Source organism: Acidobacteriota bacterium (assembly GCA_016712445.1).
Taxonomy (GTDB): domain Bacteria; phylum Pseudomonadota; class Alphaproteobacteria; order Caulobacterales; family Hyphomonadaceae; genus Hyphomonas.
In genome coordinates, this window is record JADJRB010000001.1 from 392739 (window position 1) to 415363 (window position 22625).

Below are 22625 nucleotides of genomic sequence, written 5' to 3' on the forward strand. Positions count from 1 at the left end.
TCTGGCGGGGTGTAAACAAATTCGCCGTTCCCCTTAACCAACCGGGAACGGCATCGGCGTGAGGAGCGGCGCATGAGCCAGACCGGATGGAGCAAGTTCAGCACCGATCAGCGGGCCCGGGACGCCGCACGTGAAGCGGCCTACGCCGAAGGCATTTCGCTAGGCGAATACTTGAACCGCCTGTTGACCATGGTCGACGATGTCCAGCCCGGCGAGACGCCCTACTCCTACTCCCGCCGGACCGGCGGCGCCGTGCCGCCCCAGCAGGTGCCCGACACCGCTTCGACCCTCGACCGCCTGACCCGCCGCATCGAAGCCACCGAAGCGCGCTCGACCCTCGCGATCAACGGCATCGACCACGCCGTCAACGGCCTCGTCGCCCGCCTCCAGAATTCCGAACAGACGACCGTCGCCATCGCCACCCACGTTGAAGGCCTGATCGACGAACTGCGCGCCACGCACGAGACGCTGCAGACCAAAGTTCGCCGCCTCGAGACCGACGATGGCGGCCGGCACAATGTCGAAGCGCTGAAGGCGCTCGAAGGCGCGCTCGGCAAGCTGGCGACGCATGTCTACGAAGAAGCCGAGCTGACCCAGAACGAGACCGCCGCCATCAAGGGCCGCGTCGAATCCGGCTTCGCCGATCTTGGCGACCGCGTCGAAGGCATGGAAACGCGCGTCGATCGCACACTGTCGGATGCCGCCGCCCGCGTCGAACGCGCCGTCGAGCAAGCCGAACTGCGCGCCGAAGGCACCGCCCGTGTGCTCGCCGAACGGATGACCACGCTCGAGTCGCAGGTGCAGGAACGCCTCGCGACCTCGACCCAGTCCGAGGAACGCCTCAGCGCCGTCGAAGCCGACGTCTCCGGCGCGCTCGACTCGATGGAATCGACGCTCCTGCGCATCCAGGAACGCCTCAACCGCGCCGAGACCGGCACCGACTCCGCCCTCAAGAGCCTCGAGGCGACCTTCGCGCATCTCGACCAGAAGATCGAACAGGTCGCCAGCCAGATCGATCCCGAACAGGCCGAACGTCTGAAGCAGGAATTCGAAGCCCGCTTCGAGGACCTCACCCGCTCGGTCCGCAGCGCCGTCGACAATGCCCGCCTCGAGATCGCCACCGAGATCACCAAGGCCGCCGCCGGCCAGGACGAAAAACTCGAAGAACGCCTGAAGGCGGAAGTCAGTGAGCTGAAGGCCCGCCTCGCTGAAGTCGAGGCGCGCGAGCCGGCAGACATCACCGCCACCGTCCAGGAAGAAGTCGGCCGCCTCGGCACCGAGGTCGCCCAGCGCATCGACGCGCTCGCCGCCCAGGTCGAGGACCGGATCGAGGAAAGCGAACACCGCAGCGCCGAAGCCATCGAACAGGTCGGCGAACAGGTCACCGTTGCCGCCGTCCGTCTCCAGAAGCGTCAGGACGAAGCCATCACCGCCATCGCGCAGGACATCGACGGCATGCGCAAGGCCTCCGACGCGCGCCTGTCCGACGCGCTGTCGAGCGTCTCCGAGCGCATCGCCCAGATGCAGGCCCAGTCGGCCGAGTCCCTCTCGCCGGTGCAGCGCGCCATCGCCGCGCTCGCCACCCGGCTTGAAAGCCTCGAGACCTTCACCACGCCGCCGCACGTCGACGTGCCGCCGCCGGTGCTCGATGAAGACTTCATCGATGATCCCGCCATCGCCGCCGAAGACGACGCGCCCGAGCTGCACACGCCGCTCTACGCCGACATCAACGATGCCGACGAATTCGAAGCCGGCTTCGAAGGCTGGGAAGTGGTCGACACCAAAGCCAGCGACAGCCCCTACAAGTCGGACTTCGATGCCATCCGCGCCGTCAGCGCACGGATGGCCGAGCCCGAAGCGGCCACCGTCGAGACCCAGGTGGAAGATGACGACCTCGTCGAAGCCGCGGCGCCTGAAGAGATCCACAACTACGTCGCCGACCTGCCCGATGATGAGCCCGAGGCGCCTGACGCTCCGGTCTTCGATCCGGTGGCCGAACTCGACAGTTTCGACCTGCTCGGCGACAGCCTGGAAGACAGCCAGACCGAGGCCCGCGAGTCCGACATCTTCGACGACGAGCCGGACTTCGCGCGCACCTATGCCGAAACCGAGCCGCGCGCGCCGCTCGACGCAACCGAAGACGAACAGACGGCCGACTATATCGCCCGCGCCCGCCGCGCCGCGATGGCTGCCGCCGAACCCGCCGGCAAGGCAAAAGGCAAGGCCGCACCCGTCACCCGGATGGCCGATCCGAAATCCGGCGGTGTGAAAGTGCCGCTGCTGCTCGCCGCCTCGGCGGTCGTGATCACCGGCGCCGGCGTCGGCGGCTATCTCTACCTGCGCGGCAAGCAGCCCGTTGCCCCGGCGCTCGCCGGTCCGGTCGACACTTACATCGATCCCGCCACCGGCACCGCCGCCGCGACCACCACCCTCGCCTCTGCCGACCGTCCGGCCCCGCTCGACGCCGAACAGATGTTGTTCGAAGACGAAGGTCTGCTCGACAATCAGGCGCTCTTCGAAGAGGAAGTCCTCGCCGAAGCGGACACGTCCCCGCCGGCCGAAGAGCTCTCCGGTGACGACGCGGTCCTGCTCGCGCCCACGCCGGAACCGGTGATCCTCGCCTCGGTCCAGACCGTCGCGCCGTCGATCAAACCGGCTGCGAAAATTGCGCCCGCGCCGGCGGCGAAACCCGAACCGAAGCTGACGCCGGAACAGACCGCCATCCGCTCGATCGTCACCGCCGCCGAAGCGATCGAAGCCGGCAGCCCGCCGTCGCTCAAGCCGGCCGCACCGGAAGCCGACCCGCGCGCCGCGCTGCAACTCGCCAAGGCAACGGACAACACCTTCCCGGCGATCCCGGCCGTCGTCACGGTCGAGGCCGAAGCCAATGCCGGCAACGCCGTCGCGCAATACCAGTTCGCGCAGGTGAAGATGTCGGACGGCGATCTCGAGACCGCCGCCTCCTATCTGCGCCGCGCCGCCCAGAAAGGTGTGGCGCCCGCCCAGTACGAACTCGGCAAGCTCTACGAGCGCGGCCAGGGCGTCGACAAGGACCTGATCGAAGCGCGCAGCCTGATCCAGAAGGCCGCCGAAGCCGGCCACGTCAACGCGATGTACGACTACGCCCTCTTCCTCGCCGAAGGCGATGGCGGACCGAAATCGGACACCGGCGCCGTCACCTGGTTCGAAGCCGCCGCCAAGCATGGCCTCGTGGATGCGCAGTACAACCTCGGCGTCGTCCACGCCGAAGGCATCGGCACGGAAAAGGATCTCGCCAAGGCCCTCTTCTGGTTCGAAGTCGCCGCGATGGCAGGGGATGAAGGCGCGAAGCAGGAAGTGACCAACCTGCGCACGCGTGTCTCGATGACCGAGTCGATGGACGCCAATGAAGCGGCGAAGAAGTGGAAGGCCGCCACGCCGCCGCCGCTCGCCAATGGCCGCTTCGGCGCGCAGCGCTGGAACACCGGCAACCCGCTGCAGGTCCAGGCCGTGCAGACGGCGCTCGGCCGGCTCGGTTTCGGCGCCGGCACTCCGGACGGTGTGCTCGGCCCGCAGACCGCCGCGGCGATCACCGACTATCAGGAGATGGAAGGCCTCGAAGTGACCGGCACCATCACGCCGGAACTGGTCGACCATCTCAACGCCCGGTCGGGCGGCACGCGCCGGAGCTGATCCGGCGCGCGCCCTTTCCGGGGCCTGACATTCACTCCGGCTTGGCTGTCAGGTCGATCCGCGCGGTCTCTTTCACCACGCCATTCTCGAGCACGCCTTCGATCAGCTCCGAGTTGACGAGGGCGAGTACGCGCCCGCCGGTGAAGATCGGCCGCGCATTGCCATACCAGTCCACGCACGACACTTCGCAATCGTATCCCGTCGGGCTCTCCGCTTCGGGATCGCGGCGCGTCGCGATCAGGTCACCCGCTTTCGAGAGTTCACCGTTCGCGCTCGTCGCGAGGTAGCTGAGGTCCGAGCTCGCCGACCACCACCACCAGCGATCGGACTCCTCGCTGTGCGTCACCGTCGGCAGGCCGATCAGGCCTTCGCCGTCCGCGCCGATCCGGCTGTTGAACGCATGGCTGCGGTTCTCGCTCTCGAACCGGTTCTCCATCACGAACGTGCTGGCCACCGCCGGCTCGTCCTTGCGCAGATCGATCAGCGACACCGACAGGCCCTTGTAGTCGCGGTATCCGGTCAGCGCCATGTAGGGTCCGGCCCGCTCGGCGCGGATCACATCGTGCGGAACGGTCAGGGTCACGGGCCAGGTCGGGTTGTCGACCGGCACGACAATGACGCGCCCGTTCTCGCGCGGCTCTTCGCCTTCGCCTGGCGCCCAGCTGCCCCAGCCTTCACGTGCGCCATAGACGAGGTGCGATTCGGTGAAGCGCGCCTCGTAGTCCGTCGTGCCCGGCGTCGGCAGCGGCACGTAGCGCCCGCCCGCCTCGTCCTTGAGCGTCGGGGACAGCGCCGCCAATGGCGCATCGAAGAACGTCACCATCGCCGGCTTGTCATAGGGCGACGGGCAGAGGCTCGCCTGCCAGTCGACCACCGCGCGGAAGGTGCCGGCATCCATGTCCATCGAGAACTGGTTCTGCGGCTCTCCGCGCACACCGAGCACCGACGGCTGCGCGCCGTCGATCGGAAGTTTCACCAGCGCAGACGGCACGATGTCCTTGATCGGCGCATGCGACTGGCGCGCCTCGCAGGCCGCGATCTCCGCATCCTCGACGTTCAGGGAATTGTAGTTGCGCTCGCTCCACGACGGGCTCATCCACAGCCAGAAGGCATCCTTCGTCACGAGGAACTCGTGCTCTTCCGTGCCGACGATCGCAGTGGCCTTGCAGGCCGGCGCCGATGCGTCGGTCACGCCCGAAATGTCGCACACCGTCACCGTATGGATCACCGGCTGCAACACGCGCTGCACCGGCATCCAGATGTCCTCGGCGCGGAACAGCGGATGGCCGCGCAGGTGCTCGCGCTCGCCGTCCGGTCCCTCGCGCCGCCACTCGCGGATCTCCGGCGGATCGAACGTGTCCCACCATCCCTGCCCGGACGTATAGATCGGCGTGTGGATGACGAGCTTCCCGTCGATCATCCGCGAGGCATAGTTGCTGCCGGAATAGTAATCGTCCGACGAGATATAGAACGTCGCATCGCGCGTCACCTTGCCGTCCTCGCCGAGGGTCAGCACCGTGAACTCGCTCGCGTTCTCGTCATAGGAATACCCCGTGACGAGAATCGTCCGGCCCGAGACGAGCATCTCGTCATACCAGGTGTCTTCGCTGCTCGATCGATAGACGTTCGCGCGGTCAGCCAGCTTCAGGCCAGGCTTGCCGCCCGGCATCAGGTCGGTGACGAACAGCCGCCCGTCCTGCAGCACGACCAGGTAGTCACCGATCTGCTTGACGATGCCGCCTTCGTCGACGCCGGCTTTCTGGTTGTTGGTGATCTCGGGATTCGCATCGCCCGCAACCGAGCTTCCGGTCACCACGATGTCGGAGACAGATGCTTCGGCGGCCGGCGCCTCCATCGCCATGTCGACTGCCCCGGCCGGCGGCGGCGCCGCCATTGCAACCGGCATGTCGCGCCAGGAATAGATGTTGCGCGCCTTGGCCGCTTCGCGCACCGCCTTCAGCCAGTCGAGGAACTCCGCCTCGCTGTTGAAGCGCGTCAGCGTCGGCGCGCGCAGCGCGTCGAGCGCGGGGTCTGCATAACCCGGCAGGTACTCTTCCTGCTCGGGGATCTGGATGGACGCAAAGCGGTTGACCGTCTTGTCGGCCGCCGGCGCCGCAACGAGCGCATCCGCCTCAGGCTCCTGCGCCCACGGGCGCAGCGACGTGCAGGCAGCCGCCGTCAGCAAGAGCGCGCCAAGGCCCGCTGCATGGATCTTCTTCATGGGACTCCCCTCCCTGTTGTGACGCGAAGTTAAGACGCCAGACTGGGGCAGAGTAAAGGCACACTCTTGGCTGAGGCGTGTTCCCTCCGGACGAAAACCGGATTAGTGCGCTTGGCATGACGAACTCGAACGACATGCCCCTCGCCGCCAAGCCCATCGACCGCGCTGCCCACCGGCGCACCGACGAAGCCTGGCTTGAAGATGCCTTCAAGCGCGACGATGCGCTCGTCCTCGTGATGCGCGGCGGCGAACCGCTGATCGCGCGCGATGGCGGCGCCGTCTGGCTCGGGCCGGAAGCGGCGCGCGTCTCGCCCGGCTCGCCGCGCCTCTTCCTCGGCGCCGACAAGACCGGCGCGCCCGTCTTCGCGCTCGACCTGCCGCCGAAGTTCGAACTCGCCGGCTCCCTCATCGAAGGCGTCGGCGAGTTCACTGATTTCCGCCAGGGCGCCGCGCGCATGCCGGCGATGGACGCCAACTGCGCCTCGACCGCGCGCAGCCTTTTCCTCTGGCACGGCTCGCACGCCTATTGCGCCAAGTGCGGCGGACGCAACGGCATCACCGATGCGGGCTGGAAAGCCCAGTGCACCGCCTGCGGCGCCGAACATTTCCCGCGCACCGATCCGGTCGCGATCATGCTGGCGGAAAAAGACGGCAAGGCGCTCATCGGCCGCCAGAAATTCTGGCCCGCCGGCTTCATGTCCTGCCTCGCAGGTTTCTGCGAACCGGGCGAGACGATCGAACAGGCCGCCGCGCGCGAGCTGTTCGAGGAAGCGGGCATAGTCTGCGATCCTGCGCTGGCACAATACGTCGCCTGCCAGCCCTGGCCGTTCCCGTCTTCGCTGATGATGGGCTTCATCCTGCCGGCCCAGACCGACGAGATTCGCATCGACACGCAGGAGCTCGAGAGCGCGCGGTGGGTTTCCCGCGCCGAGATGCGCGAAATTCTTTCAGGCAAGCACGCCGAACTTTTTTGCCCGCCTCCATCCGCAATTGCCCATCATATTATGAAGGTTTGGGCCGAGCGGACCGATTGACCGTGTACGGACGGATACAGGATTTCGCCTGAAAAGTGAAAATCAGGAGTTGCTTTCCGGCGAATCAGCATATTATTGGAAGTGCCACTCAAAGGAGATCGAAGATGGCTGTTGCAAAAAAACCCGCCGCGAAAAAACCCGCTGCGAAACCTGCCGTGAAAAAAGCTGCGCCGAAAGCCGCCGCTAAAAAGCCGGCTGCCAAAACCGCGAAAGCTGCCCCGGCCAAAAAACCGGCTGCAAAAGCGAAAAAGAAGTAAGTCTACGGACGACTTCAAAATACAAACGGGCGGGCGCAAGCTCGCCCGTTTTCTTTTGTGATTTCAAGGAATTTGCGCGGCTTCCTGAACGCCTTGTCCCGCAGCCGCGTGACGCCATCACGCACCTCTTGCGCCGCTGCGCACCGACACTCTCCCGCACCCTCCCGCCCGCGCGCGCTCGCTAATTTTCCCCGCACTCCCACGCGCGTCGGCCGCCGCCGCCGCCCCGGAATCGAAACGGCGCCGGAGGGTCTGTCCCCCGGCGCCGTCCGATTCAGATCTGCCGAATCTCAGTCGACGAGGTCCGGCCAATGGGTGTCCGCAGACGCGATGAAGCCCGGGATGTCGGCCTCCCACTTCTTTTGTACGGAAGTGTTGTAGTTGAGATACAGTTTGCCATCGACGATCTTCCAGTTCCGCGCGTCGCCCTTCGCGGTGTAGCCCTGGCTCACCGCCCAGGCGCAGTAGCCGCCATACTGCGGCGCGTACGCATCCGGGTCCGCCTTGAACTTCGCGAGGTTCGCTGCACTTGCGAAGCGGAAGGTCGCGCCCTGGTACTGCGTCGAGAACTGCTTGTCGCCTTTCACCGGCGCGCCCTGCGTGAAGTAGGCGACCGGATCGTAGCCCTGCACGGCGAGGTCGTCGAAGGCGCCGGTATAGATCGGCGGCTCCGCCATCGCGAGCGGCGGCAGGAGAAGCGCAGGCGTCAGGGCGAGGGCCGTGGCGGCGAGGAGTGTACGGAGTTTCATGGTCAGGGTTCCGGTTCGGGAGTGAAGAGGGAAAGTATGGCCGCAGGCGCGCAGGAGGGGGAGATCGCGCGCCCGCGGCCGGGATCAGGACCGTGCAGGGGTCGGCATCGGTCCATCCGTCAGGTGAGGTGCGCTGCGCCGCTCAGGCACGAGCACACGCGCAATCGCGCCGGCCAGTTCGATCAGCACGCCGCGTCCGGCGACCAGCATCGCGATCGACGACAGCCACACGACCACCGCCATCGCGAACAGGCCGCCGCCATCATTGTTCGGATCGATGCCGAGCGGCGTGAAGAGATGGAACGTGACCGCCCCGCTCATCACCGCCACCGCAACCAGCGCGCCGATCACGCGCAGGCGCTTCAGCGCCGGCACGAGGCTCGCGAGCAGCAGCGCCGAGGCAACCAGCTCCGCCGATCCGATCACGTACTGGCTGAACACACCGGTCTGCGAGAATACGCCGCCGGCACCGAAGCTCGCCGCCCAGGCATCCAGCCGCCCGAAGATCACCTGCGTCTCAGGCGCGTTGGTGAACTTGAAGCGCAGGCTGTCGAGAAACACCGCCGAGGCAGTCAGCGCATAGGCGATCGGCGCGTACGAAAGAAGGCGGTGCATCATGGGGCGGGTCCTCAGCTTGGCAGCCTTATGCCACGCCGGCCCTGCCCGCCTCAAAGCACGCCTTTGTGAGCCCGCTTCACACCCGCGTGAGCCGCCCGCCGGCGCGCCCTCTCGCGCAAGTCCGCGAGTTCGCCTATGGTTCATGCGAAATCTGCATGCGGAGAATGATATTGGACCGGATTGATGCAATGCGCCTTTTCCTGCGCGTCGCCGACGCGGGCAGCTTCTCGCGCGCCGCCAGCGATCTGGAGCTCGGCCAGCCCACCGTCTCGCGCCGCATCCAGGATCTCGAAGAGAGCCTCGGCACCACCCTCTTCCAGCGCACCACGCGCGCCCTCAGCCTGACCGAAGCCGGCGCCCGCTTCTACAAGCGCGCGACCGACATCCTCACCGAGTATGATGAAGCCGAAGCCGAAGCGCGCGGCTTCGAGCATGCGCCGGTCGGCCTCCTGCGCATCTCCTGCTCCCACTCCTTCGCGCGCCGCGTCGTCGCGCCCGCCGCCGCCAGCTTCCTCGCCGCCTGGCCGAAGATCCGCGTCGACCTGATCTCCGACGATTCGATCACGGACCTTGTTGCCGAAGGTGTCGACATCGCCTTCCGTCTCGGCGAGCTGCGCGACTCCAGCCTGATGGCAAAGAAGGTGGGTGAGGCCGCGCAGGTCGTCTGGGCGTCGCAATCCTATATCGACCGCCATGGCCGGCCCGAACATCCCTCAGACCTCGCCCACCACAGCGCCGTCATCTTCCGCCACACGCGCCAGACGACGTGGGACCTGCGCCGCGGCAACGAACAAGTCGAAGCGCGCGTCGATGGCCCCTTCCGCGCGTCCTCCGGCGAGACACTGCTCGAAGCAGCCGCGGGCGGCGTCGGCCTGATGCTCGCGCCTGCCTGGCTCGCATCCGAATGCACCGGCGAGATCCGGCTCGTCCGCGTACTGCCGGATTGGCACGGCCCGAGCCTTCCCATCCACGCGGTCTGGAGTTCCGGCAAGCTGCGCGGCAAGGCAAAACTCTTCGTCGACCACGCCGAACCCGCCATCGCCGCCGCCTGCGGCCTGACACGTCTCGAAGTGATGCGCGCCACCTGACCCCTCTCCCATGCAATGGGAGAGGAGGGGCCCATTGCGAAGCAATGGGAGGTGAGGGTCTTGCGTCAGAGCCGCGCGTTCACGGTCTTCGGAAACACGCCGAGGATCTTCAGCGACTGCGAGAAGAAGCCGAGCTCTTCGAGCGCGAGCTGCACCGGGCGCTCGTCGGGATGACCTTCGATCTCGGCATAGAACTGCGTCGCCTCGAAAGAGCCGCCGACGAGATAGCTCTCGAGCTTCGTCATGTTGACGCCGTTGGTCGCAAATCCGCCGAGGCCTTTATAGAGCGCCGCCGGAATGTTGCGCACTTCGAAGATGAAGGCCGTCTTTGCCGGTCCGTCTTCGGCGTCGATGTCGGCCGGCTCGCGCGACATGATGACGAAGCGTGTCGTGTTGTGGGCCGCGTCCTCGATATCCTCGGCGAGGATTTCGAGACCGTACACCTCAGCCGCCAGTCTCGGCGCAATCGCCGCGACCGCCGGATCGTTCAGCTCCGCCACCTCGCGCGCCGCGCCGGCCGTGTCGGCCGCCGTCACCGCCTCGATGCCATGCCGGCGCAGGAAGTTGCGGCACTGGCCAAGGCCCATGATGTGCGAGCGCGCCTTCTTCACCTCGGCGAGCTTGGTGCCCTTCAGAGCCATCAGCTGGAAGCGGATCGGCAGGTAGTATTCACCCGTGATGTGCAGCTGGGTCGACGGCAGCAGGTAATGGATGTCGCCCACCCGGCCGGCGATCGTGTTCTCGACCGGAATCATCGCCAGATCGGCCTCGCCCTTCTCGACGGCAATGAAACAGTCCTCAAAGGTGCGGCAGGCCATAGGCTCATAGGCCGGAAACGCCTCGCTGCAGGCGATATGCGAGTTCGCGCCAGGTTCGCCCTGATAGGCAATTTTCTGCGTCATCTAGGAAATCCCTGCCATGAGCCCCCAAACCGGCATGCGTCTGATCGCCGCGACGCCGGGGGAAAGCGCCTCATCGAGGCACCCGTTATATTGTGCGCACCCGGTTAGCGTGCCAAAAGGCGCGCGCCAAGACGTAAGTCACGTAATAGATTCGAAGGAATGCCCCGATGGGAGAACTCGGTCTCAACAAGATCTTCGGCGCCCTGCTGGCGACCGCCCTCGGCATGATGGCGCTGATGCAGCTGCCAGGCCTGGTCTTCGGCGGCGAAGGCGGCGGCCATCACGGCGAAGAGCATGGCGAGGAACAGACCCTCAGCCAGAAGATGTGCGCGCAGTTCCATTATTGCGTCGAGATCGCCGAAGCCGCCTCCAGCGGCCCCGCAGAAGCCGTGTTCGACCTCGGCGCCGCCCTGCTGACCGCCGATGTGGCCCGCGGCGAGCGTACCTTCGCCGGCCAGTGCTCCACCTGCCACACGATCACCCCCGGCGGCGCCAACGGCACCGGCCCGAACATCCACAACATCGTCGGCAACGTCCACGCCCACCAGCCGGGCTTCGGCTATTCGGGCGCGATGAAAGCCACCGCTGGCCAGCCCTGGACCTATGAAGCGCTCGACGCCTGGCTGAAGAGCCCCGGCGGCTACGTGAAAGGCACCTCGATGTCGTTCGCCGGCCTCAAGAAGGATGCCGACCGCGTCAACGTGATCGCCTATCTCGCCGCCAATACCGAAAACGCCCCGGCTTTCCCGGCGCCGATGGCCGCTGAGGCCCCGGCTGAGGAAGGTGTTCCGGCTGAAGGCGAAGCAGCCCCCGCCGAAGGCGAGGCTGCCCCGGCTGACGGCACGGCCGCACCGGCTGAAGGTGAAACCGCGCCTGCCGAGGCGCCGGCCGAAGCGCCTGCGGAAGAAACCCCGCCGACCTGATTGGCGGCTGAGCCAGATTTGTGAAACCCCGGCCCCGGCCGGGGTTTTTCATTTCAGGGCGAGACGCGGCCCCTGACCGGCCATCATCCGCGCGAGGCGCGGATCGTCCGGCGCCTGCCCATATACGTTCACATAGACGTCGGTGAGCGCCTGCCCGAGCCACGCGGCCGGCAAGGCGGCCTTGTCCGCGCTGCGGACGAGCAGGTTCATCCTTGGCGCAGGCCCGTAGGTCTCAAGCGGCAGCAGGTACTCGATCCCCTCGATTTCGCGGCAGCTGAGCCGGCGGTAGAATTGCTTGCGGCTGAGGCGCAGGCGCCGCTCCGCCGCGCTGGTCCTTTCGCGTTCGGAGTCCACCTCCACCAGCACACGGGTGCGCCGCTCAAACCTGCTCGCCGCGACCGCCGCCTCGAACAAGGCCGAGCCGAGCCCCCTGCCCTGAAAGGCCGGCGCAATGGCAAGATATTCGAGCAGCACCAGGTTGAGCGCGCCGGAGGCGTAGAGCGAGGCGAAACCGGCTATCCGGCCTTCGACTTCAAACGCCCAGAAACGGAATGCCGGATTGCGCAGTGCCGCGAGCAACTGGCGGCGCGTCTTGCGCTCCGCTTTCGGGATCGTCGCTTCATAGATCGCATATGCCTCGCGAAAGGCACGGCTTCGCGGGTTCGACAGCGGCAAGAGGCGCGGCGCGCTGAAGCCCGTCACGTCAAGTCGCCGGCAGCCAGGAAGTCGCTCGACCGCGCGCGGCGGTGACGTCGACACGCCGCACGCAAGTCACATCGCCCGCAACGCTCCGTATCCGTGCAATCGCCTCCGCCAGCGGTTCTGCCGCGACGGCGAGATGGAAAGCATTGGCATGCAGCAAGGTGCCCGGGTCCGTCAGTATGCCGACATGTCCGGTCCAGAACACGAGGTCGCCGCGTTTCAGTGCTCCGGGTGCTTGCCAGTTTTCTACGGGCTCGCCTGCCCACTCGGCCTGCATGTCCGAATCGCGCGGCAGCAGTACACCGCAGGCTTCAAAAGCCTGCTGCACGAGCCCGGAACAGTCGAGCCCGAGACTCTCCCGCGCGCCCCAGAGATACGGCGCTTCAAGGTAGCGCGCCGCGATGCCTGCCGGGTCTGTCTCGAACGCATCGAGGTCCGCCAGATGGCAGGCATGCACCCATCCGGCCCGCGCGCATTCGGTCCAGTCCCCCACCGTGCGGCCGGTCGCGGCCACCCTTGCGCCGAGGCTGAGCAGGAAATGCGGCGCTGACTTCAGGTCCGGTTCGGCAAAGCAATAGGTCCGCAACGCACTGACCTTGTGGGTCACTTCGAGCGCGGGCGCCGACAGCGCATCCAGGTTGATCCAGCCGGTGTAGCGGTCTCGCCTCAATTGGCAGAGACCGAACTCGCCCTCCTCACGGAACACGTCGACGATCTCGCCGTGCAGTGCTTGCGTGACGAGCCTCGCATCCGGCAGCGGCGCTTCGCGCACCGCCGCAACGCCGGCGGTCACCTGAAACGTCACTGGCACGCCCGGCGGGCGGGCAAGTCGCGGGTCGTAGAGGTCCGGCATGGGCAGCTCCGAGGCAGGGCCTCAGGCGGCGTTCGAACGCTTCGCTGACGGCCGTCCGCCGCTTTCTTCGCCGGAGGCGGCGGCCAGCACAAGACGGGCGAAGCTGCGCAGGTAGGTCATGCCGTCCGGCGTACGTTCGATGAAGATCGAGCGCAGGTCCGAATCGTCCGGCAGCCGGCGGATGAAATTCAGCCGCTCGAGTGCATCGAGGGCGCGCGTGATCGCCGGTTTGGCAACGCCGAGATGTTCCGCAAGGCCGCGCACAGTGTGCGGGCCGGGCATCAGCGCCACGCTCATCAGCACGGCCTGCTGGCGCGCGGTCAGGTCCGGCGCGTCCGAGCGCACAGAGGCGGTGACCGCCTTGCGCCAGAGTTCGAGCCCGTCCCGTTCGGATAACTGCATTTTCTACATCTCCACGTCGCGCCCTGCTCCCCTGCAGGAATCGCGCATCAGGCGAATCTCAAGTGATTTGCGCGCAGCGTCCAGAGCCGCAAAGCCGCCTGCCCCTTCACATTCGGGTCGAAACACCTGAAATAAGGGCATGGCCATTTCTCACCCCCCACACGCCCACGGGCACGCGAATACGCCGTGCAGCCCGGCGGACGCCGACACCTTCCTGCATGAGGCGGAGGCGCTCGTCGTGCGGCAGGGCCAGCGGATGACGAAGATCCGCCGGAAAGTGCTCCGCCTGCTGCTGGAAAACGGCGGCCCGGCCAAGGCCTATGACCTGTTGGCCAATCTTGACGGCGAAGGCGCCGCCAAGCCGCCCACCATCTACCGCGCGCTGGACTTCCTTCAGGAGGCCGGCCTCGTCCACAAGATCGAGAGCCTCAATGCCTACGTTGCCTGCGGCCATACGAGCCACAGCCACTCGGCCGTGTTCCTGATCTGCGACACCTGCCACACAGCTGAGGAACTTCACGCGACGGCCACGAGCGATGCGCTGAAATCGGAAACACGCGCGGCGGGTTTCCGGATGGCGCGGGCCGTAGTGGAAGTGCGCGGCACTTGCCGGAACTGTGCCGCATGATCCCCCTCTGGCAAGGCAGCTGCAACCAGTGGGACTGCGACGAGATGGGGCACATGAATGTGCGCGTCTATGTCGAGAAACAACTGGAAGGCCTCGTCGCGCTTTGCCACGCGGCCGGCATGCCGAATGCGTTCCGGCCGGATTCGCCCTCGACTGTCTCGCCGACTGACCAGCATATCCGCTTCATCCGCGAGGTCCTGCCCGGCCGCCCGCTGACGATGCGGGGCTGCGTGCTGGAGATCGGCGAGAGCGATGCCGTCATCTACCAGGAACTGCGCCATGCGGATGGGACGCTGTCGGCTTCCTTCCGTACACGGATTGCACATATCGATACCGCCGAAGGCACCGCCTTTCCCTGGAGCCGGCTTGTGCTGGCGAAGCTGGAAGCCCTAAAGGGCGTAACGCCTGACGAGGCGAAACCCCGCTCGTTCGATCCCGATGCCCCCGGCCTGCCGGCCGACCAGATCACGCTGGACCGCGTCGAACAGGTCGGCGCGCCGCTGATCGGCATGGGCGCCGTTCCGGCAGTTCATTGCGGGCCTCACGGACAAATGATTCCCTCTTGGATCATCGGACGTATTTCGGACTCGGTGCCGAACCTCCTGTTTGACTGGCGCAACCGCGTTGGCCAGAACTCCGGTGGCCGCCGCATGGGCGCGGCCGTGCTCGAATATCGCCTGCGCTACCACCGGCTGCCGCAGGAGGGCGACCGCTTTGTTGTCCACACCTCGCTCGGCAAGGTGATGGGCAAGACACACAACCTGATCCACTGGGTGATGGATCCCCGCAGCGGCGGGCCCTGGGCGACGTGCGAAGTGATCGCCATTTCGCTCGACCTCGATGCGCGCAAGGCCGTGGAGGCGCCCGCCGAGATGATCGCCGAGCTGGAGAAGATCGCGCCGCGCGGGCTGACGATCTAGAGATAGCCCGAGAGGATTCCGGCGAGCGCCGGGATGTCTTTCGGATGCAGGCCTGCGATGTTGATGCGGCCTGAGGCGGGCATGTAGACGCCGTGCATTTCGCGCAGTTCGACCGTCTGGGCGGCGGACACGGGAAGTTGCGAAAACATGCCGTTCTGCGCCTTCAGCGCGGCCAGCGCGTTGGAGCCGGTGGCGGCGACCAGCGCGTCCGAGAGTTCGGCGCGCAGGCTTTTCATCCGGGTACGCATGGCGGCAACTTCGGCTTCCCATTCCTTGCGCAGGTCCGCGTCGCCAAGGATGGTCGCGACGATGCCCGCGCCGTGCGCAGGCGGCATCGACCAGGTGGCGCGGCCATTGTCGGCGACGTGGGTCGTTGCCGCCGCGATCGCCTCGGCGCTGGAGCCCAGCACAAGGAAGCAGCCCGTCCGTTCGCGGTAGAGCCCGAAATTCTTCGAGCAGGAATAGGCCACCATCGCTTCGCCGGCGGCGTCCATAAAGGCCTGCACGCCGTCCATGTCGCGCTCAAGACTGTTGGCGAAGCCGTGATAGGCGACATCGAGCAGCACCAGCAGCCCCTTCTCCTTGGCCATCACGCCGAGGGTTTTCCAGTCGTCGACCGAAGGATCGATGCCGGTGGGATTGTGGCACGGCCCCTGGATGATGACGCCGTCGCCCGGCTCGGCGGCCGAGAGGTCTGCCATCATGCCGAGCTGGTAGAATTCGCCGTCGCGGGCATAGGCATATTCCTTCACCTCGAGGCCGAGCGACTTCACGACATTCGGATGGTTCGGCCAGGTCGGCTTCGACACCCAGACGCGCTTGGTGCCGGTCTTGCGCATCAGGCTGACGCCCTGGAACAGCGCGCCGCAACCGCCGGGCGCGGTGAAGGACAGCGTGCGGCCTTCCTTGCGGGCCGGATGATCCTTGCCGAAGACGAAATCTTCGACATGCGCGCAGAAATCCGTGTTGCCGCGCTGGCCTTCATACACTTTCGTCGCCTGCGCCTCGATCAGGCGCGCTTCGGCTTTCTTTACCGAGGAGAGGATGGGCGTGTTGCCGTCCATGTCCTTGTAGACGCCGACGCCGAGATCGTACTTTTCCGTGCGCGGATCGGCGCGGTAGGCCGCCATCAGGCCGAGCAAGGCATCGGGCGGCAGGGTTGTGAGGCTCGAGAAGTGGGACATGGGCAGGTTCCGGATGGCTTCGGGCAGACCTAGCGGCTTTTGCCGGGCGGGTGAACCCCGCCGGATTGACGCGGCGTGACAATTGCGCGGGGCGCGCGGATCGCGAAACATGCTGGCCTGCAAGGGAGACACAGATGACCGCCTACGTAGTCCTGATCCGCGAGAAGCTGCGCGATGAAGCCGCGATGAAGAAATATGGCGAGGCCGCCGCTGCCGCACGCGGCGACCACAAGCTCACGGCGCTGGCTTTTTACGGCAAGCATGAAGTGACCGAGGGCGCCGATGCTGAAGGCGTCGTGATCCTTGCCTTCCCGACGATGGCCGAAGCGAAGCCCTGGTACACGAGCCCGGAATATACCGCCGCCAAGGTGCACAGGTTTCAGGCGTCGGACTACCGGGTGATTTTTGTGGAGGGCTTGGAGGGATAAGAAATCGCACCGCGATTTCCCCGACAAGGCCAGCTGTCTGGAAGACAGCTGGCGGGCCCAATAAGCAGCCCCCTCCGGCCCTTCGGGCCACCTCCCCCGTAAACGGGGGAGGAAGACGTCGCAATCGGCTGCACCCTTATCCTCCCCCGCAATGCGAGGGAGGCGTTTGGGCCGCAGACGGCGGCGGGCTTTCACGACGTATCCAGCCCCGCCCATGCCAGCGGGCGAGCCGCCTGATCGAGGCGCAGGAGCAGCGTGTCGATGCCGGGGCCGAGGCGGCGGATGACGTGCCAGGGCGCGGGCATCTCGCGCAGACCCGCGTGGAGCAGCGTGCCGAACCGGCGCGCGAGACGGCGGGCATGCGGCGCGGGATTTGCGAGGACGCCGGCGAGCCGCTCGGCGGCCTGCAAGAGCAAAGCCCATTGCAGCGCGGGCGGGTCTTCGCCGGAGGACGCGCTGCCGGGGCGCGCAGGATGTTCGATCAGCGGAAAGAGGGTCGCGCGGGCGCCACTTCGCGCCGACACCGGCGTGGGAATATCTTCCGTGGACGGAAGTCTGACGCGCGGCGGCGGGAGGACCAGCCCGGCGGCGAGCACATGAATGTAGCGGCGCACCAAAGCCGTGACGGCGATCAGCTGCGCCCGCGCCTCCTGCGCGATGGCGGCGAAGGCGTCTGGCGCCGTCGCTCGCAGTAGCGCACGCAGCGCGGACAAAAGCCGGGCGATGGGATACCAGAACTCGGGACGGGTGCGGGTCATCTGCGGAGCATACATCCGCGCGGGATGCGGCCGGATTCGCCGCGGCAAGTTTTTTTGCAAGGCTTTGTTCTGGAGAAGTTTATTTCCCTGAATGGGCGGCGAAAGGGTTGCACACGCGGGAACCTGTGCACCCTCGAAGGCCCTCACCTCCCATTGCTTTGCAATGGGCCCTTGCTCTCCCGCAAGCGGGAGAGGAGTTAGTTGTGCGCGCGGCAAGTCCCTGACCCCTCTCCCATGAAATGGGGGAGGAGGGACCCGCGACCGGAGGTCGTGGGAGGTGAGGGTCTGACTTTACGAAACCAGCGTCGCTTCGGTCTTTGCCTTCACTTCGTCCATCGTGACGCCGGGGGCGAGTTCGATGACTTTCAGGCCGCCGGGGACGACGTCCATCACGCAGAGGTCTGTGATGATGCGGTTGACGACGCCCTTGCCGGTGAGCGGCAGGGTGCACGCTTTCAGCACCTTGGATTCGCCGGCCTTGTTGGCGTGGTCCATGACGACGACGATGCGCTTGACGCCGGCGACAAGGTCCATCGCGCCGCCCATGCCTTTGACGAGCTTGCCGGGGATCATCCAGTTGGCGAGGTCGCCGTTCTCGGCGACTTCCATGGCGCCGAGGATGGCGATGTTGATATGGCCGCCGCGGATCATCGCGAAACTGGTCGCCGAGTCGAAGAAGCTGGTGCGCGGCAGCGTGGTGATCGTCTGCTTGCCGGCGTTGATGAGGTCCGCGTCTTCCTCGCCCTCATAGGGGAACGGGCCCATGCCGAGCATGCCGTTCTCGCTTTGCAGCGTGACGTCCATGCCTTCCGGGATGTGGTTGGCCACCATCGTCGGGATGCCGATGCCGAGATTCACATAGTAGCCGTCGTGAAGCTCTTTTGCGGCGCGGGCCGCCATGTCGTCGCGTGTCCAGGCCATCCTGTCCTCTTAATCTTGATTGTTCGGGGGAACATAATTGTCCCAGCCTTCAGGCGGCGGAAGCAATATGCTCGTAACAAAGCGGAAGTACTCTTCGGGCTGATCGTCAAAAATCTTCTTCCCGCCCATGATAAGGGCACGCGCAAACTCATCTCCAGCTTTCGGCTGATCACCGCGATCATAGAATATTTTTCCAAGCCGCAAATGAATTTCCGGGTCCCCCAAGCCGCCAGGACTTAGCACCGCATCAGAATATGCGCTCAGCGCGGTTTCGGTATCTCCAGCCTGCAGGTACATGTCCCCGAGATACTGGAACAGCTTCGCGCTGTGACCATCATATCCCTCGGACTCAGCGAGATTGAGCGCTTCAATTATGGCGTAATAAGCCTTGGTGCGGCCTTCGAATGTATTCGCGGCCAGGCCCTCCGCCGCGACTTTTATGGCAACTTCCGCGAAAGCCACGGTACGCTCTTTTCCTTGGCCAGACATTACGGCGTCATCCCCTTCGGCAATAGTCCACTGCGTGCCCCAGCTGAAAACAGCTAAAAGCAAAAGAATGCGGACAGTCAGCACGATCAGTGGCTCTCCCGTTTGCGGGTGGTGCGTTGTTCGATTCGCTTCTCGAAGCTGCCCTTGATGATGCGCTGCACGAAGATGCCCGGCAGGTGGATGTGGTCGGGGTCGATGTCACCGGTGGGGACGATTTCCTCGACCTCGGCGACGGTGACCTTGCCGGCCATGGCCATGGGCGGGTTGAAGTTGCGGGCGGTCTTGTTGAAGACGAGGTTGCCCTGCGTGTCGGCCTTCTCGGCCTTCACGATCGAAAGGTCGGCGACGAGGCCGGTCTCTAGGATATAGGTCTCGCCGCCAAACTCGCGGTGTTCCTTGCCTTCGGCGACCAGCGTGCCGACGCCGGTTTTCGTGTAGAAGCCGGGGATGCCTGCCCCGCCGGCGCGGCAACGTTCGGCCAGCGTGCCTTGCGGGTTGAATTCAAGCTCGAGCTCGCCGGAGAGGTACTGGCGCTCGAACTCCTTGTTCTCGCCGACATAGGACGAGATCATCTTCCTGATCTGGCGCGTCTTGAGGAGGAGGCCGAGTCCGAAATCATCGACGCCGGCATTGTTGGAGATGGCGGTGATGTCCTTCACGCCCGAGTCGCGCAGGGCGAGGATGAGGTTTTCCGGGATGCCGCAGAGGCCGAAGCCGCCGGCCATCACCGTCATGCCATCGAAGGTCAGCCCGTCGAGAGCCTCCTTCGCCGATTTGTAGACCTTGCTTGCCATCCGGCATGAGCTCCCTTGTCGTTCCCGCGGCGGTGTTCCGTGTGCCTAGCACAAACTGCGGCGCCTGCATGCCCCAACGCAATGCGAATTTCAACAGCTGTTGAAGAAATTCAGACCGCTTCGACCGTCTGTTCGATGGCGCCGAAAATCGAATGGCCGGTGCTGTCGTGCATCTCGATGCGCACCGTGTCGCCGGGCTTCATGAAGGGCGTCTTCGCGGCGCCGGCGGCGATGGTCTCGATCATGCGGATTTCGGCGATGCAGGAATAGCCGAGGCCGCCTTCGCTGACGGGTTTGCCCGCGCCGCCATCCTTGCCCTTGTTGGAGACGGTGCCGGAGCCGATGATCGTGCCGGCGGAGAGGGCGCGCGTCTTTGCGGCGTGGGTGACGAGGCGGGGCAGATTAAAGGTGGCGTCGACGGCGGCATTGGCGCGGCCGAAAGGGGCGCCGTTGAGGTCGACGCGGAGCGGCAGGTGGACGAGGCCGTCCTGCCAGTTGGGGCCGAGCTCGTCCGGCGTGACGGCGACCGGGGAGAAAGCGCTGGCGGGCTTCGCCTGGAAGAAGCCGAAGCCCTTGGCGAGTTCGCCGGGGATGAGGCCGCGCAGGGAGACATCGTTGCAGAGCATGATCAGCTTGATGTGGTGGCCGGCCTCTTCCTCGCCGACGCCCATCGGCACGTCATCGGTGATCACGGCGATCTCGCCTTCCATGTCGCAGCCCCATTCGGGATCGGCGAGCGGGATCGGATCCCGCGGGCCGAGGAAGCCATCCGAGCCGCCCTGGTACATCAGGGGGTCGTAGTAGAAGCTCTCGGGCACCTTGTCGCCGCGCGCGGCGCGCACCAGCTCGACATGGTTGATATAGGCCGAACCGTCCGCCCACTGATAGGCGCGGGGAAGCGGGCTCTCGCAGTCGTGTTCGTGGAAGCGGAAGGTCGGCACGGAGCCCAGCTCCACCTGCCCGGCCAGCGTTTCCAGCTCCGGCCCGTAGATCGACCACTTGTCGAGCGCGGCCTGCAGGGTCGGCGCGATACGGGCGGCGTCGGTGGCGCGCGTCAGGTCGCGGCTGACGACGACGAGGCGGCCATCGCGGGTGCCATTGCGGAGGGTGGCGAGTTTCATCTTGTGTCCTTCTCCCTTGGGGAGGCTTCAAAGCCCCCTCTCCCTCATAGGGAGAGGGGGTTGGGGGTGAGGGTGTCAACGGTGAAGTGGAAATATTTCGGGCGGAGGGATATGCCGCGCCCCCTCACCCCTGCCCCTCTCCCCCACGGGGGAGAGGGGTTCAGAGCGAATGAAACCTACTTCGTTTCTTCCTTGATCTTCTCGTGCAGCCAGGCGGCGTGGCGGGGCGCTTTCTTGGTGGCGCTCCATTCCTCGATCATCGGTTCGGCGACGTCCTTGAGGGACTTCATCTGCTCCGGCGTGCCGATGTCGGCGGCGAGTTCGAGGCGGTGGCCGTTGGGGTCGAAGAAGTAGATCGACTTGAAGATGCCGTGATGCGTGGGGCCGAGCACGTCGACGCCAAGGGACTCAAGGTGCGCCTTGGCGGCGTGGAGTTCGTCGAGGCTGCCGAGGCGCAGCGCGATGTGCTGGACCCAGACCGGCGTGTTCGGGTCGCGGCCCATTTCCGGCTGCTCGGGCAGCTCGAAGAAGGCGAGCACGTTGCCGTTCCCGGCATCGAGGAAGATGTGCATGTAGGGATCATAGGCGCCGGTCGAGGGCACATGGTCCTCGGCGATCGCCAGCTGGAAATCCATGCCGAGCGTCTTCTTGTAGAACTCCACCGTCTCCTTCGCATCCTTGCAGCGATAGGCGACGTGGTGGACGCCTTTGAGTTTGGGGGTGGTCATCTTGCCGGTCCTCCTGAGCGCTCACCCTGAGCGAAGTCGAAGGGCGAGCGCGAGTTGTTCAAACGTATCAGCTTGTGGCCCATCCTTCGACTTCGCTCAGGATGAGCGGTGCATCTTGTTTTAGGCTTTTTCCTTCACGCCCAGCACGCCGCGCTCGACCTGGTCGCGTTCGATGCTTTCGAACAGGGCCTTGAAGTTGCCTTCGCCGAAGCCGTCCTTGTAGTCGCCCTTGCGCTGGATGAATTCGAAGAAGACCGGGCCGACTTTCGGCTGGGCGAAGATCTGCAGGAGGAGCCGGGGATTGCCGTCTTCGGTCGTGCCGTCGAGCAGGAGGCCGCGCGACTGCAAGCCCTTTACGTCTTCGCCGTGGCCCGGAAGGCGGCCGTCCAGCATCTCGTAATAGGTGGCCGGCGGCGCGGTCATGAACGGCACGCCCTGCTTCTTCAGCTTGTCATAGCAGCCATAGAGGTCGTCGCAGATGAGCGCGATGTGCTGGATGCCCTCGCCGTTGAACTCGCGCAGGAATTCCTCGATCTGGCCGCCGCCGCCCTTGCCTTCTTCGTTGAGCGGTATGCGGATCTTCCCGTCCGGCGCGGTCAGCGCTTTGGAGGTGAGGCCGGTATATTCGCCCTTGATGTCGAAGTAGCGGATTTCGCGGAAGTTGAAGAGCTTCTCGTAGAAGTCCGCCCAGTACTTCATGCGCCCGCCATAGACGTTGTGGGTCAGGTGGTCGATCAGCTTGAATCCGGCGCCTTCGGGATGGCGGTCGACGCCCGGCAGGTAGTCGAAGTCGATGTCGTAGATGGAGAAGCTGCCTTCGCCTTCTTCGTAGCGGTCGATCAGGTAGATGATCGAATTGCCGATGCCGCGAATGGCGGGCAGCGACAGTTCCATCGGGCCGGTCTCGACGCGTACGGGCTCGGCGCCCTGCTTGAGGAGATGGTCATACGCCTTGCGGGCATTGCGCACGCGGAAGCCCATGCCGCAGGCCGACGGGCCATGCTCGCGGCTGAAATACCAGGCCGGGGATTTCGGCTCGTAATTGGTGATCAGGTTGATGCCGCCCTGGCGCCACAGCTCGACATCCTTGGAGCGGTGGCGGGCGATCTTCTTGAAGCCCATGGTTTCGAAGACCGGCTCCAGCACGCCCTTCCCGGGCGCGGAGAACTCGATGAACTCGAAACCGTCGAGGCCGGCGGGATTGTCGAAAAGGTCTGCCATGGCAAAGTCTCC

At 65.7% G+C, this 22625-nt stretch carries 23 protein-coding genes; 8 read left to right on the forward strand and 15 right to left on the reverse strand.

What is annotated here, in order from left to right; translation table 11 throughout:
- The first annotated feature begins 72 nt into the window (after window positions 1-72).
- Window positions 73-3672 (forward strand): SEL1-like repeat protein, encoded by a 3600-nt coding sequence (locus tag IPK75_02035; protein MBK8197121.1) that lies wholly within the window; start codon window positions 73-75, stop codon window positions 3670-3672.
- Between the two features lie 31 nt (window positions 3673-3703).
- Here IPK75_02035 and IPK75_02040 read toward each other — a convergent pair whose 3' ends face one another.
- Window positions 3704-5893 carry a beta-propeller domain-containing protein gene (locus tag IPK75_02040; protein MBK8197122.1) on the reverse strand — a complete coding sequence of 730 codons (2190 nt, stop codon included), beginning with the start codon at window positions 5891-5893 and terminating at the stop codon, window positions 3704-3706.
- 116 nt (window positions 5894-6009) lie between these two features.
- Between IPK75_02040 and nudC the strand changes: the two genes are divergently transcribed.
- Both nudC and IPK75_02050 read left to right on the forward strand, forming a co-directional pair.
- Entirely contained in the window at window positions 6010-6927 is a 918-nt protein-coding gene (gene nudC, locus IPK75_02045) for an NAD(+) diphosphatase (protein ID MBK8197123.1), read from the forward strand.
- 104 nt (window positions 6928-7031) lie between these two features.
- Complete coding sequence (locus tag IPK75_02050) at window positions 7032-7184, forward strand: hypothetical protein (protein ID MBK8197124.1); 153 nt, start codon at window positions 7032-7034, stop codon at window positions 7182-7184.
- Between the two features lie 290 nt (window positions 7185-7474).
- Here the strand turns inward: IPK75_02050 and IPK75_02055 are convergent, their stop codons facing one another.
- Window positions 7475-7933: a YHS domain-containing protein gene (locus IPK75_02055; protein ID MBK8197125.1), complete on the reverse strand. Its 459-nt coding sequence runs from the start codon at window positions 7931-7933 to the stop codon at window positions 7475-7477.
- A gap of 84 nt (window positions 7934-8017) precedes the next feature.
- The gene (locus IPK75_02060; protein ID MBK8197126.1) at window positions 8018-8548 is read right to left on the reverse strand and encodes a hypothetical protein; all 531 of its coding nucleotides are present in this window, start codon (window positions 8546-8548) and stop codon (window positions 8018-8020) included.
- A gap of 173 nt (window positions 8549-8721) precedes the next feature.
- Between IPK75_02060 and IPK75_02065 the strand changes: the two genes are divergently transcribed.
- Window positions 8722-9639 (forward strand): LysR family transcriptional regulator, encoded by a 918-nt coding sequence (locus IPK75_02065; protein MBK8197127.1) that lies wholly within the window; start codon window positions 8722-8724, stop codon window positions 9637-9639.
- Window positions 9640-9704: 65 nt separating this feature from the next.
- Here the strand turns inward: IPK75_02065 and IPK75_02070 are convergent, their stop codons facing one another.
- Entirely contained in the window at window positions 9705-10541 is an 837-nt protein-coding gene (locus IPK75_02070) for a prephenate dehydratase (GenBank protein ID MBK8197128.1), read from the reverse strand.
- Window positions 10542-10708: 167 nt separating this feature from the next.
- Between IPK75_02070 and IPK75_02075 the strand changes: the two genes are divergently transcribed.
- Window positions 10709-11464, forward strand: coding sequence for a cytochrome c family protein (locus tag IPK75_02075; GenBank protein ID MBK8197129.1), 756 nt, complete (start codon window positions 10709-10711; stop codon window positions 11462-11464).
- 48 nt (window positions 11465-11512) lie between these two features.
- On the opposite strand, the gene IPK75_02080 is transcribed toward IPK75_02075, so the two are convergent.
- Genes IPK75_02080 through IPK75_02090 form a run of 3 tightly spaced genes read right to left on the reverse strand, consistent with a single transcriptional unit; the run spans window position 11513 to window position 13421 of the window.
- The gene (locus tag IPK75_02080) at window positions 11513-12166 is read right to left on the reverse strand and encodes a GNAT family N-acetyltransferase (protein MBK8197130.1); all 654 of its coding nucleotides are present in this window, start codon (window positions 12164-12166) and stop codon (window positions 11513-11515) included.
- Between the two features lies 1 nt (window position 12167).
- Complete coding sequence (locus IPK75_02085) at window positions 12168-13019, reverse strand: C40 family peptidase (GenBank protein MBK8197131.1); 852 nt, start codon at window positions 13017-13019, stop codon at window positions 12168-12170.
- Window positions 13020-13040: 21 nt separating this feature from the next.
- Window positions 13041-13421 carry a MarR family transcriptional regulator gene (locus IPK75_02090; protein ID MBK8197132.1) on the reverse strand — a complete coding sequence of 127 codons (381 nt, stop codon included), beginning with the start codon at window positions 13419-13421 and terminating at the stop codon, window positions 13041-13043.
- 139 nt (window positions 13422-13560) lie between these two features.
- Between IPK75_02090 and IPK75_02095 the strand changes: the two genes are divergently transcribed.
- Entirely contained in the window at window positions 13561-14049 is a 489-nt protein-coding gene (locus IPK75_02095) for a transcriptional repressor (GenBank protein MBK8197133.1), read from the forward strand.
- On the forward strand, window positions 14046-14969 hold the full coding sequence (locus tag IPK75_02100) for a thioesterase family protein (protein MBK8197134.1): 924 nt from the start codon (window positions 14046-14048) through the stop codon (window positions 14967-14969). Before IPK75_02095 ends, IPK75_02100 begins: the two co-directional genes overlap by 4 nt.
- Here the strand turns inward: IPK75_02100 and IPK75_02105 are convergent.
- A complete protein-coding gene (locus tag IPK75_02105; protein ID MBK8197135.1) occupies window positions 14966-16153 on the reverse strand; it encodes an aspartate/tyrosine/aromatic aminotransferase in 1188 nt (395 codons plus the stop codon). The two genes, IPK75_02100 and IPK75_02105, sit on opposite strands and share 4 nt — an antisense overlap.
- Before the next feature lie 134 nt (window positions 16154-16287).
- Here IPK75_02105 and IPK75_02110 point away from each other — a divergent pair, with 134 nt between their 5' ends.
- Complete coding sequence (locus IPK75_02110) at window positions 16288-16581, forward strand: DUF1330 domain-containing protein (GenBank protein MBK8197136.1); 294 nt, start codon at window positions 16288-16290, stop codon at window positions 16579-16581.
- A 191-nt stretch (window positions 16582-16772) separates the two neighbouring features.
- Here the strand turns inward: IPK75_02110 and IPK75_02115 are convergent, their stop codons facing one another.
- The 7 genes from IPK75_02115 to hppD form a co-directional block, all read right to left on the reverse strand.
- A complete protein-coding gene (locus IPK75_02115) occupies window positions 16773-17339 on the reverse strand; it encodes a hypothetical protein (protein MBK8197137.1) in 567 nt (188 codons plus the stop codon).
- 291 nt (window positions 17340-17630) lie between these two features.
- On the reverse strand, window positions 17631-18260 hold the full coding sequence (locus IPK75_02120; protein ID MBK8197138.1) for a CoA transferase subunit B: 630 nt from the start codon (window positions 18258-18260) through the stop codon (window positions 17631-17633).
- 9 nt (window positions 18261-18269) lie between these two features.
- Window positions 18270-18833: a tetratricopeptide repeat protein gene (locus IPK75_02125; protein MBK8197139.1), complete on the reverse strand. Its 564-nt coding sequence runs from the start codon at window positions 18831-18833 to the stop codon at window positions 18270-18272.
- Between the two features lie 2 nt (window positions 18834-18835).
- The gene (locus IPK75_02130) at window positions 18836-19543 is read right to left on the reverse strand and encodes a CoA transferase subunit A (protein ID MBK8197140.1); all 708 of its coding nucleotides are present in this window, start codon (window positions 19541-19543) and stop codon (window positions 18836-18838) included.
- 110 nt (window positions 19544-19653) lie between these two features.
- On the reverse strand, window positions 19654-20664 hold the full coding sequence (locus IPK75_02135; GenBank protein ID MBK8197141.1) for a fumarylacetoacetate hydrolase family protein: 1011 nt from the start codon (window positions 20662-20664) through the stop codon (window positions 19654-19656).
- A 176-nt stretch (window positions 20665-20840) separates the two neighbouring features.
- Entirely contained in the window at window positions 20841-21392 is a 552-nt protein-coding gene (locus IPK75_02140) for a VOC family protein (GenBank protein ID MBK8197142.1), read from the reverse strand.
- A gap of 120 nt (window positions 21393-21512) precedes the next feature.
- Complete coding sequence (gene hppD, locus IPK75_02145; GenBank protein MBK8197143.1) at window positions 21513-22613, reverse strand: 4-hydroxyphenylpyruvate dioxygenase; 1101 nt, start codon at window positions 22611-22613, stop codon at window positions 21513-21515.
- Between the last annotated feature and the right edge of the window lie 12 nt (window positions 22614-22625).